Annotated in this window: 16 protein-coding genes; 7 read left to right on the forward strand and 9 right to left on the reverse strand. The window is 34.8% G+C overall.

Annotated elements, in window-relative coordinates; all coding sequences use genetic code 11:
* Positions 1-73: 73 nt before the first annotated feature.
* The gene (locus NK356_RS07715) at positions 74-292 is read right to left on the reverse strand and encodes a hypothetical protein (RefSeq protein ID WP_034694459.1); all 219 of its coding nucleotides are present in this window, start codon (positions 290-292) and stop codon (positions 74-76) included.
* A gap of 387 nt (positions 293-679) precedes the next feature.
* Between NK356_RS07715 and NK356_RS07720 the strand changes: the two genes are divergently transcribed.
* The 7 genes from NK356_RS07720 (at position 680) to NK356_RS07750 (ending at position 7,259) form a co-directional block, all read left to right on the forward strand.
* Positions 680-1,501: an alpha/beta fold hydrolase gene (locus tag NK356_RS07720; protein ID WP_253316638.1), complete on the forward strand. Its 822-nt coding sequence runs from the start codon at positions 680-682 to the stop codon at positions 1,499-1,501.
* Between the two features lie 188 nt (positions 1,502-1,689).
* Positions 1,690-2,253 (forward strand): hypothetical protein, encoded by a 564-nt coding sequence (locus NK356_RS07725; RefSeq protein WP_253316639.1) that lies wholly within the window; start codon positions 1,690-1,692, stop codon positions 2,251-2,253.
* 178 nt (positions 2,254-2,431) lie between these two features.
* Complete coding sequence (gene rpmI, locus NK356_RS07730) at positions 2,432-2,629, forward strand: 50S ribosomal protein L35 (RefSeq protein WP_034694453.1); 198 nt, start codon at positions 2,432-2,434, stop codon at positions 2,627-2,629.
* 117 nt (positions 2,630-2,746) lie between these two features.
* A complete protein-coding gene (rplT, locus tag NK356_RS07735; RefSeq protein ID WP_034694451.1) occupies positions 2,747-3,091 on the forward strand; it encodes a 50S ribosomal protein L20 in 345 nt (114 codons plus the stop codon).
* A 367-nt stretch (positions 3,092-3,458) separates the two neighbouring features.
* Entirely contained in the window at positions 3,459-4,640 is a 1,182-nt protein-coding gene (locus tag NK356_RS07740; protein WP_253316640.1) for a M28 family peptidase, read from the forward strand.
* Between the two features lie 63 nt (positions 4,641-4,703).
* Positions 4,704-5,879, forward strand: coding sequence for a M28 family peptidase (locus NK356_RS07745; RefSeq protein WP_034694445.1), 1,176 nt, complete (start codon positions 4,704-4,706; stop codon positions 5,877-5,879).
* 210 nt (positions 5,880-6,089) lie between these two features.
* Entirely contained in the window at positions 6,090-7,259 is a 1,170-nt protein-coding gene (locus NK356_RS07750) for a M20/M25/M40 family metallo-hydrolase (RefSeq protein ID WP_253316641.1), read from the forward strand.
* Positions 7,260-7,330: 71 nt separating this feature from the next.
* On the opposite strand, the gene NK356_RS07755 is transcribed toward NK356_RS07750, so the two are convergent.
* The 8 genes from NK356_RS07755 to hisB all read right to left on the reverse strand — a co-directional run bounded on the left by NK356_RS07755 (position 7,331) and on the right by hisB (position 16,467).
* Entirely contained in the window at positions 7,331-8,695 is a 1,365-nt protein-coding gene (locus NK356_RS07755) for a S41 family peptidase (RefSeq protein ID WP_253316642.1), read from the reverse strand.
* Between the two features lie 53 nt (positions 8,696-8,748).
* On the reverse strand, positions 8,749-9,192 hold the full coding sequence (locus NK356_RS07760; protein ID WP_253316643.1) for a hypothetical protein: 444 nt from the start codon (positions 9,190-9,192) through the stop codon (positions 8,749-8,751).
* 1,023 nt (positions 9,193-10,215) lie between these two features.
* A complete protein-coding gene (locus tag NK356_RS07765; protein ID WP_253316644.1) occupies positions 10,216-12,339 on the reverse strand; it encodes a TonB-dependent receptor in 2,124 nt (707 codons plus the stop codon).
* A gap of 398 nt (positions 12,340-12,737) precedes the next feature.
* Positions 12,738-13,325 (reverse strand): bifunctional phosphoribosyl-AMP cyclohydrolase/phosphoribosyl-ATP diphosphatase HisIE, encoded by a 588-nt coding sequence (hisIE, locus tag NK356_RS07770; protein ID WP_253316645.1) that lies wholly within the window; start codon positions 13,323-13,325, stop codon positions 12,738-12,740.
* Positions 13,322-14,074, reverse strand: a complete 753-nt coding sequence (gene hisF, locus NK356_RS07775; RefSeq protein WP_253316646.1) for an imidazole glycerol phosphate synthase subunit HisF — start codon at positions 14,072-14,074, stop codon at positions 13,322-13,324. The genes hisIE and hisF overlap by 4 nt, the downstream gene beginning before the upstream one ends.
* A complete protein-coding gene (gene hisA, locus NK356_RS07780) occupies positions 14,067-14,789 on the reverse strand; it encodes a 1-(5-phosphoribosyl)-5-[(5-phosphoribosylamino)methylideneamino]imidazole-4-carboxamide isomerase (protein WP_253316667.1) in 723 nt (240 codons plus the stop codon). Before hisA ends, hisF begins: the two co-directional genes overlap by 8 nt.
* A 2-nt stretch (positions 14,790-14,791) precedes the next feature.
* Entirely contained in the window at positions 14,792-15,370 is a 579-nt protein-coding gene (gene hisH, locus NK356_RS07785; RefSeq protein ID WP_253316647.1) for an imidazole glycerol phosphate synthase subunit HisH, read from the reverse strand.
* Between the two features lie 2 nt (positions 15,371-15,372).
* On the reverse strand, positions 15,373-16,467 hold the full coding sequence (hisB, locus tag NK356_RS07790) for a bifunctional histidinol-phosphatase/imidazoleglycerol-phosphate dehydratase HisB (protein WP_253316648.1): 1,095 nt from the start codon (positions 16,465-16,467) through the stop codon (positions 15,373-15,375).
* Positions 16,468-16,594: the final 127 nt, after the last annotated feature.

The following is a 16,594-nucleotide window of genomic DNA, read 5'->3' on the forward strand; positions in this document are numbered from 1 at the left end:
CCCTGATAACAGGGGTTTTTACATCTTTGCATCTTCTGAGAAAACCTCTTAAGATACTAACCCGCAAAACACACTACAGCAACACCGTATAGAAATAAAATGCAACTAAAGCGACTCCAATAGTTCCGGAAATGAGAAATAGGAGCAAATAATATCCTCCACTTTTATTTTTCTTCTGTACAGAATTTATTATAAAAATAATAAGGGTGCACAAAAATCCTGCTCCGAAAAATAGAATCAGCACAGCAAAGAATATGGCTCTTTCAATCTGTAAATCTGCGGATGAAAGCATAATGATATAGGTTTATAAGTTAAATATGAATTCAGAAGACCTGAAAGAAATTATAGAAACCATCAAGTAGAGCTGAATTTGATCCTCAATAGTAGAAAGAATCAAAGAATAAGACAATCCCGATTATCAGCTATATTTCATCGGATAGGTATCATTTTCCAGAGATTATTGACCAGCAGTTTTTGAATTTTCACTCTGGTATATCCTCATAAGATAAAGAATACCAGCCTATTCATTATTTAAATAATTTTATTCATATATTATTATCATTTATAAATTTTTAATCAATTATTATCTTATATCAAGATATTGTGAAGATTTTCTATCTACATTTGTGATTATAAAAAAATCAAATACACTATTTATTAATTATTAAAAAAAGAAACAATGAGCACACTTACATTAAAAGACAGAACAGAAATTTATTACAAAGATTGGGGAAAAGGACAACCGGTTTTCTTTCACCACGGATGGCCATTATCCAGTGATGACTGGGATGCACAAATGTTCTTCTTTTTAGAACAGGGCTACAGAGTAATTGCTCATGACAGAAGAGGACACGGAAGATCTGAACAGACTCCTTACGGACATGACATGGATACTTATGCATCTGACGTAGCAGAAATTGTTGCAGCTTTGGATTTAAAAGATGTGATCCATGTAGGACATTCTACAGGTGGTGGTGAAGTGATCCGATATGTAGCAAAACATGGTAACGGAAGAGTGGCAAAAGCTGTTCTGGTAAGTGCAGTAACACCTATTATGGTTCAGAATGAGAACAATCCGAACGGAGTTCCTATCTCTGTTTTTGATGATATCCGAAACAATACCGCAAAACACAGACAGCAATTCTTCATCGATATTACCTTCCCTTTTTACGGTTACAACAGAGAAGGAGCTAAAGTTTCAGAAGGAATTCAAAGAAACTGGTGGAGACAGGGAATGAACGGTTCTATCAAAGCACATTATGACTGTGTGAAAGCATTCTCTGAGACAGATTTCACTGAAGATCTTAAAAGTGTAGATGTTCCTGTATTGGTAATGCATGGCGAAGATGACCAGATTGTTCCTTTTGAAACAACAGGTAAAGTAGCCGCTACTCTTCTTAAAAACGGAAAACTGATTTCTTATCCTGGATTCCCGCACGGAATGCCGACAACAGAAGCTGAAACGATCAACAGGGATTTATTAGCATTTTTTCAATCATAATTAAGTAACACTATTATATTACAAAACCGCAATTGAATAAGTTGCGGTTTTTTTATTTATAAACACTAAAAAGTGTTTTAAATAAATCTTATAACAACCATTAATAAATACTTTACACTAAAAATAAAATCTTTAACAAGTGAATTATATTGATAATTTATTATATTTGCGCTGTTAAAAAATAACCTATGAAAACAAAATTAATGGCTTTTTTAAGTCTTTCAATGCTTTTGGCTTCTTGTGCTCAGGATGAGACACGCGATAATGTAATGCCAGTTGAAAAGCAAGTTGCAGCCAATGGAAGTAAAACTTCCGGTATTGCAAGTCGTTCAACTGTTACTTTAATAAAGGAAGTATATCACCCTTCTATATTAAACGCAGGGCAAGCTATTACTTTAGAAAATAATGGTCAGAAGTACCAACTCATCATGCAATATGACCATAATCTTGTGTTATACAGAACCGTAGCGGGTCATACATATGCACTATGGAAATCAAACAGTTACAGAAATAATTTAAGTTCTCCTTCCACACTTGTTGCACAAAACGATGGAAATATGGTCATCTATAACAATGGAATTCCTCTTTGGAATACTAATAAAACTGCCGGTTTTTATGTGAATGATCCTCATATGAAGCTTCAACTCTTTTCAAAGACTGGAGCTGCCATTCCTACGGGATATAGAATGAAGTTTGTTCTGGGAGGGAATAATCTAAATATTAATGATGTCTTCGAGATAGATTTCGAGTAAAAGGACTAAACTTATTACTAAACCGTTTCTTTGAGACGGTTTTTTATTGATGCGATAAAATCAAACATTATAAACATCCGAATTGATTTTTTTTGTATCTTTGCAAACTATTATTCCTAATGTCTTTAGGAGTAGCCAAAACAGATATTGATAACAAAAACAATAAAAAAGCAAAACAATGCCAAAATTAAAAACGAAATCAGGTGCTAAGAAACGTTTTGCTCTTACCGGAACAGGTAAGATCAAAAGAAAAAACGCTTACAAAAGCCACATCTTAACTAAGAAAGAAACTAAGCAGAAGAGAAATCTTACGTCTACTTCTTACGTAGCTAAAGTGGATGAGAAAAGCGTTCAACGTCAATTAGCAATTAAGTAGTTTTTATAAATCTATATTCGGTTTATAAGAATTCAAACAAATTCACAATTTTAACCCTGAAACGGTGCAAACAAGAGCAATAACACTGCCGCCCTTTTCAAAAAAACAATTTAAATTATGCCAAGATCAGTAAATGCCGTAGCTTCAAGAGCTCGCAGAAAGAAAATTTTTAAGCAAGCTAAAGGTTTCTTCGGAAGAAGAAAGAACGTTTGGACTGTAGCTAAAAACGCGGTAGAAAAAGCAATGCAATATGCTTACCGTGGTAGAAAAGAGAAAAAGAGAAATTTCAGAGCACTTTGGATCACTCGTATCAACGCGGGAACTAGAGAGCACGGAATGTCTTACTCTCAATTTATGGGAGCTCTTAAAAAGAACAACATCGAACTTAACAGAAAAGTTTTAGCAGATTTAGCAATGAATCACCCTGAAGCTTTCAAAGCTGTTGTAGATCAAGTAAAATAATGTAGAATAGATTTTGTTATCAATATAAGTCCCGGGTTTTCCCGGGATTTTTTTTGTTATATACTTTTATTACCGTTAAAAATCCAGCTGACACTCTTATAAATCCTATTATAATTTCCATATTAACAGTAAACCTTATTAGATAGAATTAATAAAACATGAATTTATCATTGAATACACTTAATACTAAAGAAAAATTTACCTAAATATTATTCATTTAATGAATTTTAAACTAACATAATAATAAATTTAATAAAAAGATATATTATTATTAATAAATCAAGCAAACAGACACTATTCCATTTAAAAATCAACAATAAATGATGATTTATTGCTATATTAGCAATCTCTAAAGAAAGTATTAAAAATGAAAAAAGTTGCAGCTTTTTTGCTCACTTCCATTGCACTGCAAAATATGAGTGCACAAAGTTTTATTCAAGCTTATAAGGACAGAGCAGATATGGTTACTCAAACCAACATTACTACAAACCTTCAGGAATTTGCCGGGTTTGGAGTAAAAAAAACAGGTACAACAGCTAATAATAATGCTCTGGACTGGCTTAAAAACAAATATCTGTCTTACGGATATACAGCAACTAATATATCTGAAGATTCTTTTACCTACGGAAGCAACACTTCAAAAAATTTAATTATTACCAAAACAGGAACAGTATACCCTAACCAATACATCATTATCTGCGGACATTATGACACAATTGTAGGTCCTGGAGTAAGTGACAACGGCAGTGGAACTTCCATTATTCTGGAAGCAGCGAGAATCTTGAAAAATGTTCCCACAGAATACTCTATCAAGTTTATTCATTTTTCCGGGGAAGAACAAGGACTTGTAGGAAGCAACCATTATGTAAACAATGTAGCTTATCAGAATGGTAATAAGGTTCTGGATATAAAATTGGTTTTAAATATTGATCAGGTAGGAGGTCTTATAGGAAATAATAACAATACCATCAGCTGTGAAAGAGATGAAGGCGGAGTATCTTCCAATAATGCAATATCCAATACTCTGACTCAGGAATTGATGACCTGTACTACCCTTTATTCCCCTCTTCAAACGAATCTATCTCATGCTTACAGCTCAGATTACATGCCTTTTGAAGCGAAAGGGTACACTATTACCGGATTCTATGAAACCGTCCAAAGTAATAATGAACATACCGTAAGTGACACTTTTGCCAACCTGGATCCTGTATATGTTTTTAATGTAGGAAAAGCAGCCGTAGGAGCCTTACAGCATTTTGCTGTTGCATCTACTTCCAGCAACCTGTTAGGCACCAACGAAGCATCTGCACAAAAATCAGGTGAAGCAATCAGGATTTACCCTAATCCGGCTAAAGATCTTGTGACAGTGGAATTTCAGGAAAAAGTAAAACAATTCAAAGTTGAAATCAATGACATGTCTGGAAATACCGTGTTATCACTTGAAAACCAGGAAAAAATAAATACTTCAGGATTAACAAACGGGGTTTATACTTTTACGATCAAAACGGATAAGGGAAATACAACAAAAAAAATAATCATTAATAAATAATATCAGTCTGAATATTCTGAATAGGTTTTCTATTGAAAGGATATTCAGACTGAATACTGCAAAATGAAGAAAATCGCTACTTTTTTATTGACTTCTATCGCTATTCAAAGTATTGGAGCTCAAAGTTTTATTCAGGCTTATCAGGACAGGGCAGATATGGTAAATCAAACCAATATTACAACCTACCTTCAGGAATTTGCTAATTTAGGGGTAAAAACTACAGGGTCAACCGCTAATGCCAATGCACTGACATGGCTCAAAAACAAGTACCTTTCTTATGGATATACAGCCAGCCAGATGACAGAAGATCCTTTCACTGCAGGAAGTTATAATTCTAAAAATCTGGTCATTACCAAAACAGGTACCGTATATCCTAATAAATATGTAATCATCTGTGGACATTTCGATAGTATTACCGGTTTAGGAATCAATGATAACGGAAGCGGAACTTCTATTATTCTTGAAGCGGCAAGGATTCTGAAAGATGTTCCGACTGAATACTCTATAAAATTCATCCATTTTTCCGGAGAAGAACAAGGACTTCTGGGAAGCAAACATTACGTAAACAATGTAGCATACCAGAGTGGCGTTCGTGTTCTGGATATTAAACTTGTTTTCAATCTGGATCAGGTAGGTGGTGTGATGGGCAACAATAACAATACGGTTTACTGCGATGAAGATCAGGGCGGACTTTCTTCCAATAATGCCGCTTCGGCTGCTGTAACTCAGGAACTGAGAAACTGTACAGCGCTCTACTCTCCTCTTTTAACCGCTGTAGATCCGGCTGCCGATACAGATTATATTCCTTTTGAACAAAAAGGCGAAGTGATCACAGGTTTCTTTGAAAGAATAAGAAGTACCTATCCGCATACGGTGAATGATACTTTTGCCAATACAGATCCTGTATACATTTACAAAATAGGAAAAGCATCTGTAGGAGCATTACAGCATTTTGCTGTTGCTACCGGCACATTGGGAACGCATGAAACTGCTGTAAAAAATATGTTGGAAAGTGTAAAAATCTACCCAAATCCAGCAAAAGATGTCATCAATATTGAACTTCCTGATTCCGGAATTAAAAACTTTACTTTTGAAATCACTGATTTCCAGGGACGTTCTATTTTCAAAAGAAACAATGAAACAAAAATCAACGTTTCTTCACTTGAAAATGGAGCTTATATCGGAATTTTAAAAACCGGAGACCAAAAGGTCGTAAGAAAAGTGATGATCGAAAGATAATTTGCATTACTATACAACCATATGAATACAAAAACCTTTGAAGCAGTTCAGAGGTTTTATTTTTTCATACCAGACCCATATTACAGTATTTACAACACATACACAATAAATAATGTGATATTCATAATAAATATTCTTTTATTTCAAAACATTAAACACTTTGTTGTGATTTATTTACTACATTCGTGTTACCAAAATAATATTATTTATATGAAAAAATTCACAACACTTTTATGCTCTGCATTAATGATGCAGAGTATTGCGGCTCAAACTTTTATTCAGGCTTACAAAGACAGAGCGGATTTGGTAACCCAAACCAACATTACGAATAACCTTCAGGAGTTTAGTAATTTAGGTGTAAAAACTACAGGTTCGGTAGCTAATACCAACACATTGAACTGGATCAAAAATAAGTATCTTTCTTACGGCTATACTGCCAGCCAGATCGAGGAAAGTCCTTTTACCTTTGGAAGCACCAATTCGAAAAATTTAATTATTACCAAAACCGGAACACTTTATCCTAACAAATATGTCATTATCTGTGGGCATTTCGATACCATTTATGGCCCGGGAGTAAATGATAATGGCAGCGGAACATCGATTATTCTAGAAGCAGCAAGGATTCTGAAAAATGTTCCTACTGAATATTCTATAAAGTTCATCCATTTTTCCGGTGAAGAACAGGGATTAAAAGGAAGCAGCCATTATGTGAACAATGTAGTATATCAGGGAGGTGTCCGCAAATTGGATATCAAACTGGTCTTCAATCTGGATCAGGTAGGCGGAGTGAAAGGAAATAACAATACAACGGTATATTGTGATGAAGATCAGGGAGGTGTTTCCAGTAACAATGCCGCTTCTGCAGCTGTCACTCAACAGCTTAGAAATTGTACAGCGCTCTACTCTCCTCTTTTAACTGCTGTAGATCCGGCAGCTGATACAGATTATATTCCTTTTGAGCAGAAAGGTGAAGTGATTACCGGTTTTTTTGAAAGGATAAGAAGTACTTACCCTCACAGCTCTAAAGATACTTTCACTAATATGGATCCTGTTTATGTATACAAGATCGGGAAAGCTACTGTGGGAGCATTACAGCACTTTGCAACAGCTTCTACTACAATGAGCAAGCCTGCCTCTAAAAATTCATTGGAAGCTGTAAAAATCTATCCTAACCCAGCCAATAATGTTCTGAATATTGAATTACCGGATTCTAAAGAAATGAATTTCAGTTTTGAAATCAGTAATTCTATGGGAAGATCACTTTTGAAAGTGAATAATGAAAGAAAGATTAATGTTTCCGGCCTTCAAAATGGAGTATATATTGGAGTTTTGAAAATGGGTGAAGAGACTTTGGTTAAGAATATTATGATTGAAAGATAAAAATTCACTCCATTGATAATAAAAAAACAGCAGGACTATTCCTGCTGTTTTGTTTTATGAATTAAATAATTTTAAAGCTCTTCAACAATCTGTTCTCTTGTTTTGTTATTCAAATCGATAGTCTTTGTTGGAATAAGCTTGTTAGGCACTATATTTCCTGCCGGCCTTATCCATTCTTTTACTCCAAAACGAAAATCCAGTTTTGTATTGGGAGTCTGGAAATTGATCAATTCTCCGAAATGATTGGGATGTCCTTTTTCAGGCATTTCTCCTGCTACTTCTGCCAGTTTATTATCCAAAACCATTACACTGAACATCATAGCGCTGGAGAAAGTATTTTTGCCAACAATGACATAAGTCTTTCCACTGAACCGCAACGGGTTTTTACCCGCGATTATAGAACGCGAGTGTATTGGATAATAATCTCCGTCCTTTATTTTATTATACTCAGGAGATTCTTTATTATTCGATTTTAAATAATCAGCATATTCTTTACTTTTTTTCCATTTTCCCTGGTAGCTTTGGTAAGGTTTGTCTGAAAAGTAATTAATAAGTAAATTTCCCACTGCAGAATTTCCTCCGGAATTGTTGTGAACATCAATGACCAGCTTTTTAGCATTGTCTTTTTTGATCTGGGCGAAAATACTATCAAATTTTGTTTTCCACTCTTCCAGAGTAAATGTATTCCTATCGTCAAAGGTATTGACTGTTAAATAAGCATAATCCTTTATCTTTTTATAATCAACAGGTTTAAAATCTTCTTTTTTCTTTGGCTGCATTTTTGACGCATTCGCTTTCAACTGTTCCAAAGAGATGCTTTTCACTAATGTATGCAATCCACTTTTAAATTTCAGGTTGTAGTCATCTGTGATAAAATAGCAGAATTTATTAATCATTATCCAAAACCGATCAACAGCTGTTGGAATTCGTTCTTCTTTGACTCCCGGAATGGTTTGTGCACAATTTTCCAACACTTCATTGATAGATATATCATTCAATGAAAGCAATTCATCACCAATGTTCAGTTTATTGTCTGAATAGTTTTCTGTAAGAAGCATTTTTCCATTTTCATACTTAAACTTCAACGGCAATACTTTCATGCTTCTTTTAATGCTATCTGTGACACAGAAATCAGACATTGAGCTATGTTCATCGTTTAATGTAACAATCAAGGGTTTTGCGAGGTAGTAAAAATCCTTTTGAGTCATGCCATCTTTCAGAGACTTACGGATATCTGTATATTTTTTTTCAAATTCGGATTTTGAGATCTCAGTATAGGGGTTTATATGTGCATTGACTATTTTGTCTTTAATAAAATCTATATCCTGCTCCAGTTGTTGTTTTGTGAATTTCTGAGCGTAAAGTTCATTACAATTTTTCTGAGCAAAAGCAATCTGAACAAAAAATGCGGCTATCAGGGTTAATTTTAATTTCATGATATTCTTTTCTAGCCAGATTAGTATTTCAGATCCGGTCTTTGTTACAGCATTTATTTACCATTGGGATTGTCAATAGTAACATCATATTTTAAAGCAAATCCTTTGATTTTAGAAACGATATCCTCTTCATTAATAAATCCATCTCTGATATCTGTCAATAATTCCTCCAGAGTTACTTTATAAAGATCGGCCTCATTACATGATAAAAAACGGAGCATTTCTTTTAAAGCATTATCAAAATCTTTAAGTTCACAATAGGATAAATATTTTAACTGAGATGCTAATTCATTGTGCTTGTCTCTTTGTAATAAATTATCCGCAATATCAATAGCCCATTGATATTCTCCTAGTTTATACCAGCAGTTTGACATGAATAATTGTCTGTAGTTTTCAGATTTGGGAGATAATCCATTTAAATTTTGCAAGATTGTAATGGCGGGCATATATTGTCCATCATTCATAAGATCCAGAGCTGTTTGTAACTCGTTAATCATATGTAAGTTTATTTTTTAAGGTTAAGAAACATTTTTCATTTTCAGGATGTATCAATTTTTTTCTTTTTATCTTAAAATAGTGTTTTTTATTTACCGAAACGCTGTCATTTTTCCCTAATGTACTTTGATATTGTGAAGTCAGAAGCAAAGTATCATTTTTCACAGCCCAAACTCCCGAGAATTGTTCAACAGATCCGGGATACATCAAAACAAAATTATTCTTCTTTAGGGTAAGTATAGAGCTTGGAGCATCAGTTACATAACAGATGTTCACATATTTCCCAAGCTTCAGTTGGGAATTGTAGCTTGCAAATGAAAAAATACAAAATAGTATAATTATTTTTCTCATTATACAGTTCCTGTATAAATTACTTAAAATATTTTATTCCTTTTATTATTGAAAAAATCATTAAGACTCCAACCATAAAGATTAAAAAGATATTCTTTAAATCAACCACACTAATACCTTTAACAGATTTATCCTGAAATAAAAAAATGAATACCGGGACAAGACAAATGGCTGACCAAATTACTAAAGCATATTTCATTTCCTAAAATAAACATTTTTTCAAAAATACTATGAATGAATGTCACGAAATGAACGAGACTGTCCAAAAAGTTTTGGCAGCCTCTTGTTGTTATAAAGAAATAGAATTTAGGAGAGTTTGAGGATCATATAAATGTCTTGAATCAACCTTAGATCTGACACTTTATATAAAAAGCCATTCTTGTTCGATAAAATTTAAATAGAATTAACAGGTCGCTCCTACGGAGCTTTATTTTATGGGGATTTCATTTTTCTACTAACAGTAGATCCCGATGGGATCAAATTTAGCTCCAATGGGAGCTGACTGTTAATAGAACGTATTTGTTTTAAAATTAGAGCTCCGGAGGAGCGACCTGTTAATTCATAGCATAAATATTAATATTTTCAATGTATTTATACTTTTTATCGGACAGTAATGGATCGCATAAAAAAGACTGTCCTTTTTGGACAGCCTCATTTTTATAAAAAGATTCAAATTAATAATTAAAATTAAGAGAAACCGTGTAATATCTTCCGTTTCCGCGTACATATTCTGCATCCCGAGCGGTATACATCGAAGTTGGTGTGAAATAAGAAGTGTTGAATACATTCTCTATTCCAAGTCCTATGGTCAGAAGTTTATTCAGTTTATAGCTTCCCTGAACATTGAACAGGTTAAAGCTTTTCACAGGGCCTTCTCCTTCATCATATTTTCCGGATGCAGCAGGTTCAAACTTATCTCTCTTAAACGAGTACATATGATAGACTCCCAACTGTAATTTCTGCGCCTTATCATTCCATTTAACAAAAAAATTCAACCTTGCGGGCGCAATTCTTAAACCGCTTAAATATTTTTCGTAGCTGTTGTCATTTTTCACATCCACTTTTCCTTCCTGATAGGTGTAATTAGTTCCGAAAGTCAATCCCTGTGTCGGATAGATATTCACCGCCAATTCTACTCCGTTAATATACTGAGGAGCACGGAGCGGAGTCCAGAAACCATTTACAGAAACAAGATCAGCTCCCAGCTTGGAGTAATTATAAAAATAACTGGCTGAAAAATCTACATACTGCCCGATCTTACTGTTAAAACCAATTTCATAGTTGTCAATAACCACAGGATCTGTATTGATTTCACTCAGAACATTGCTTTTCGCATCTCTCAGCACACGGCCCAGATCATAGATATTAAATCCTCTGGAATAAGAAGTGAAGGGCTGGAAGAAATCAAATGCCACATAGCTCACTCCTACATTGTAAGACAGGTTTGAATAGTTTAATCTTCCTCCTTCTACATTGAAGGGAACATCTTTGTTAGAAGGTAAAGTAGTATAATCAGGAACTTTTACGGACATTTTATCCCATCGAACGCCTGCTTTTACCGTCAGATCATCAGTAAGAAATAGTTTTCCCTGTACGAAAGGCGCTGCAGCCAGCATATTCATTTCCGGAACCCACATTCTTCCGTCTACCAATGGCTGACTTGTTTTCTCATTTAAGAGATCCAGACCATAGGTCAATGAACCTTTTAATCCTTTCTCTTTTCCAAATTCTGTATTAAAATCTGCTCTGAAACCGTATTTTTTCTCTAAAATAGCTGATTGTCCTCCTGTTTTCCATCTTGGAGCATTCCTGTAATCATAAATCGTGTAAAAGTCCTGGAAATACAAGGTAGTGTTAAGCGTTGTATTGCGGAAAATATTCTTATTGATATACTTAAGATATCCGTTGTGATTATATCTAGTCCCTTCTTTTACACCTTCCCGATCTCCTAATTTCCCGGTAGAAGGCTTCTCTCCATATTTCCCAAGATCTAAAATATATTTGGAATCCTGCAGACTTGAATAGTAATTATACATCACTTCCAGTCTGTTGCTGTCATTCAAATCATATCCTATTTTAGCAAAGATATTATTGACGGCAGTTTCTCCCAATCCATATCGTGGATTCTGAACCAATCCTTCGCCATCTATTTTTACTCCGCTTTGAGTAAGAGTTCCATTCACCAGATAATCGAATTTTCCTACTTTTCCGGAGAAACTTTGTGAAACTCTGTATCCTGCGCCACCCTCTGATTTGAACATTTTGTCATTAAACAGATCATGACTGGTAAATCCTAATACCGTTCTACCTGAAAAAGTTTTACCAGAAGTGCTTTTTTGAGTAATATAATTAATGATTCCTCCTTCTGCACCATTCCCATAAATGGAAGTTGCTCCTTTTACCACTTCAATTCGTTCTAAGACCGAAGGATCAATGCTTCTGATTTCTCTGTCGTTGTTACGTAACGGACTGGATTGTGGAATTCCGTCGATCATAATCAAAACATTTCTTCCTCTTAATGTTTGTCCTCTGTTGCTCACCAGATTATTTCCAAACGCTAATCCTGGTACTTTGTAAGCCAGGATATTACTGAGATCAGCAGAAATCAATGACTGCTCTGCAATTTCCTTTTTATTGATAATGTTGACGGTAGAAGCTGTTTTCTTTACAATTTCCGGAGATCTTGATGCGGTAACAATCACTTCATCAAGCCTGTTCTGTTCTAATGAATCTTTTTTCTGGGCAGCGACTTGAGAAAATGCCACAAGGCTTCCGATTAAGAAAATAGATTTATTCATACTTAAGTGTTATTTAGAATAATTAAAAACAAAAGTACAGTTTTTAACAGCCTTTGAATTTTGAGAGTTTTAACAACCTTTCTCCTGATATAGTTTTAAATTAAATCATTAAATACATTTAAATAAAATAATCCAACAATAAGATTTATATAGTTTATTTTATCAATATCAACTGATAATCGTCATGTATAAAAATCCCAACACTTTATTGGGTTTTATAATTTTTTCTGCCTTAATAAAAAAGGAAGCGTCTCAAAGTGTCATTCTGAACACAAACTGAAGGTCTGCGAACGTAGTTCAACAATACGGTAAAGAATCCCATGTAGTTAGTTATCAATGAGATTCTTCCTTCGTCAGAATGACAAAAGCCAAGTTGCTTGACTTTTGAGACAATCTCTTTATTTATCTCTGTTTTTAAGAATTTCCTCAATCTCTTCCAGCGAAAATCCTTTTGCTTTCAATAAAATTAAATAGTGATACAATAGATCTGCAGCTTCATTTTTAAAAAGTTCTTCATTGTCATCTTTTGCTTCTATAACCAATTCTACGGCTTCCTCACCTACTTTTTGAGCCATTTTATTGATTCCTCTCTGATAAAGTGAATAAGTGTAAGAACCTTCAGCTTTGGTATCTATGCGCTGTGATATTTTATCTTCCAGTTCATAGAGGAATCCTTTGGTAGCTTTTTCTCCAAAACAGCTAAAAGTGCCTGTGTGACAAACTACATTCTTTGGAACGGCTTTAATTAAAATCGTGTCCTGATCACAGTCGATGTCAATACTTTTTACCGTTAAAAAATTACCGGATTCCTCACCTTTTGTCCAGAGTCTGTTTTTGGAACGGCTGAAAAAAGTAACCATTCCTTCTTTTTTTGTTTTCTCAAAAGCTTCTTCATTCATATAACCCAGCATCAATACCTGAAGCGTTCTGTTATCCTGAATGACTACCGGAACAAGCCCGTTATCTTTATTAAAATCTATTGTCATCGTACTTCTATTTTTTGAGTTTTTAACTGTTGTTTTAAATCCTGAATACCTATTTCATTAAAATGGAAAATGCTGGCTGCCAATCCTCCTGTAGCTTTGGTTTCATTGAATACTTTAACAAAATCATCCACCTTGCCGGCACCTCCGGAAGCTATCACTGGAATACTGATATTGTCTGAAACCAGTTTTGTAATCCGAAGATCAAAGCCATTTTTTGTACCGTCTCCATCCATCGAAGTCAGCAGAATTTCACCTGCTCCAAGAGATTCGGCTTGTTTTGCCCATTCTAGTGTAGAGAGTTCGGTGGCTTCTCTTCCTCCTTTGATATGAACCAGATCCTTATCGCCCACTTGTCTTGTATCTATAGCAACCACTACACACTGGCTCCCGAATTCTTTGGCCAGATCAGAGATAAGTCCCGGATTTTTCACTGCAGAGGAATTGATACTGATCTTGTCTGCTCCTACTTCCAAAAGCTTTCTCACATCTTCTACAGACGAAATTCCGCCTCCCACGGTAAAAGGAATACTAAGCTCTTTTGCTATTTCTTTTACTAATTCTACAAACGTTTTTCTGTTCTCAATAGTGGCAGTAATATCCAGAAAAACAAGCTCATCAGCTCCTTCCTGTTCATATTTTTTGGCAAGTTCTACGGGATCTCCTGCATTTTTAAGATCTTCAAAATTGATTCCCTTCACCGTGGCTCCATCTTTGATATCCAGACATGGAATAATTCTTTTTTTAAGCATTTTCAATAAAGTTTTGAAGTTGTTGTAAGCTTATTTTCCCTTCGTAAATTGCTTTTCCTATGATGGTTCCTGTGCAGCCGATATCTTTCATTTTATAGACATCAGCAATTCCTGAAATCCCTCCGCTTGCTACCAGCTGAACAGATGTTTTATATAAGATCTCAATATACAACCCTGTTGAAGGTCCTTCCAGCATCCCGTCTTTTGCAATATCAGTACAGATAGCAGTTTGTATCCCTTTTTCCTGATACTGAAGGATGAAATCAATGATGTCATTATCACTTTCTTCAAGCCATCCGGAGGTTTTGATTTTTCTGTTGTCGCAATCAGCTCCAAGGATAATTTTCTCAGCGCCATATTTTTGAATCATTTCATAGCAGAATTCAGGATTTTGCACCGCAATACTTCCTAAAGTGATCTGTTTTGCTCCGGAATTAAAGGCTGTTTCAATATCTTCCTGAGTCTTTAATCCTCCTCCAAAGTCGATATGCAGCGAAGTAGCATGAGCAATATTCTCTAAAACCTTCTGATTCACAATATGTTTTGATTTCGCTCCGTCCAGATCCACCAGGTGAAGAAACTGAATGCCAAAACTTTCAAATTCTTTCGCCACTTCTACAGGGTCTTCATTGTATATTTTCTTTGTATTGTAATCTCCTTTTGATAAACGGACACATTTACCGTCAATAATATCAATAGCCGGAATTATTTTCATCATTATAAATTTATAAAGTTCTTAACGATCTGATTTCCCACCATTCCTGATTTTTCAGGGTGAAATTGCACTGCATAGAAATTATCTTTCTGCAATGAAGCACTGAATGGCAGGATATAATCACAAACAGAAGTGGTAAAGTCTGAAAGCTCACAATAATAGCTGTGTACAAAATACACATCACTGCTCTTTTCAATTCCTGAAAACAATGGTGAAATCTGTCCTGAAACAGTATTCCAGCCCATGTGTGGAACAATATCCTTTGCCGGGAATTTTCTGACGTTGATATCAAAAATTCCCATTCCTTCAGTATTTCCCTCTTCATTTTCCTTACACATCAGCTGCATTCCCAGACATATTCCTAAAACCGGCTGTGTAAGGCTTGGGATTAAAAGATCTAGTTCTTTTTCTTTTAACAGTTTCATAGTGGATGAAGCCTCTCCTACGCCTGGAAAGATCACTTTATCGGCTTTTAAAATCTGCTCGGGATCATCCGTGATCACAGAATCAATTTTCAGTCTGTTGAGGGCATTCTGGACGGAGTTTACATTTCCTCCGTTGTATTTTATTATGGCAATCATATTTATAAACTTCCTTTTGTAGAAGGTAAACTGTAGTTACTATCCGATTGATTCACTGCCATTTTCACTGCTTTTGCAAAGGCTTTAAAGATGGATTCAATTTTGTGGTGTTCATTGTCTCCTTCTGCTTTGATATTCAGATTGGATTTTGAAGCATCAGTAAAGGATTTAAAAAAGTGAAAAAACATTTCTGTAGGCATATCTCCTATTTTTTCTCTTTTAAACGGCGCATCCCAAACCAACCATGGTCTGCCACCGAAATCAATAGCCACCTGAGAAAGACAGTCGTCCATTGGAAGCAGAAAACCATATCGCTCAATTCCTTTTTTCTTTCCTAAAGCTTTTAAAATAGCTTCTCCCAGTACAATTCCTGTATCTTCAATGGTGTGGTGCTCGTCCACGGCAAGATCTCCGTTTACTTTAATGGTCAAATCCATATTTCCGTGTCTTGCAATCTGGTCCAGCATATGGTCAAAAAAGTGAAGTCCGGTTGAAATATCTGACTTTCCATTTCCATCAAGATTGACTTCAATTTCGATATCTGTTTCATTGGTCTTGCGGGAGACTTTAGCCTTTCTCATTCCTGATTTTAAGAACTGATAAATCTCTGACCAGCTTGTAGTAGAAAGTTCAGATTCACTATTTAAGTTTTGGTTAAGATAAATAGCCTTAGATTTAAGGTTTTTAGCGAGTTGTACATCAGTACTTCGATCACCAATTACATAGGAATTTTCCAGATCATAATTGGCATAGATATATTTTCCCAACATCCCAATTCCTGGTTTTCGGGTAGGAAGGTTTTCGGATTCAAAGCTTTTATCAATTAAAATATCACTAAAAATGATTCCTTCATTTTCAAATGCCTGCAACATTTTTGCGTGAGGTTTTATGAAATCTTCTTCAGGAAAACTTTCTGTTCCCAGTCCATCCTGATTGGTTACCATCACCAATTCATAGTCTAACTCATTAACAATTTTTGCAAGGTTTTGAAAAACTCCCGGATAAAACTCAAGTTTTTCCAGAGAATCTACCTGAAAATCTGTTGGCGGTTCAATAATCAGTGTTCCATCACGGTCTATAAAGAGTACTTTTTTCATATGTTTTTTATAAAATTGTTTTAAACCATTAAGCTTTTTTAAGTGATTAAGAATTATTAAGATAGCTAAAGCTATTAATTTAGTTATATTCTTACTTATTCATCTTTGATGAATCTTAATTTTTCTT

It is taken from the genome of Chryseobacterium sp. S0630 (genome assembly GCF_024158915.1).
Classification (GTDB): domain Bacteria; phylum Bacteroidota; class Bacteroidia; order Flavobacteriales; family Weeksellaceae; genus Chryseobacterium.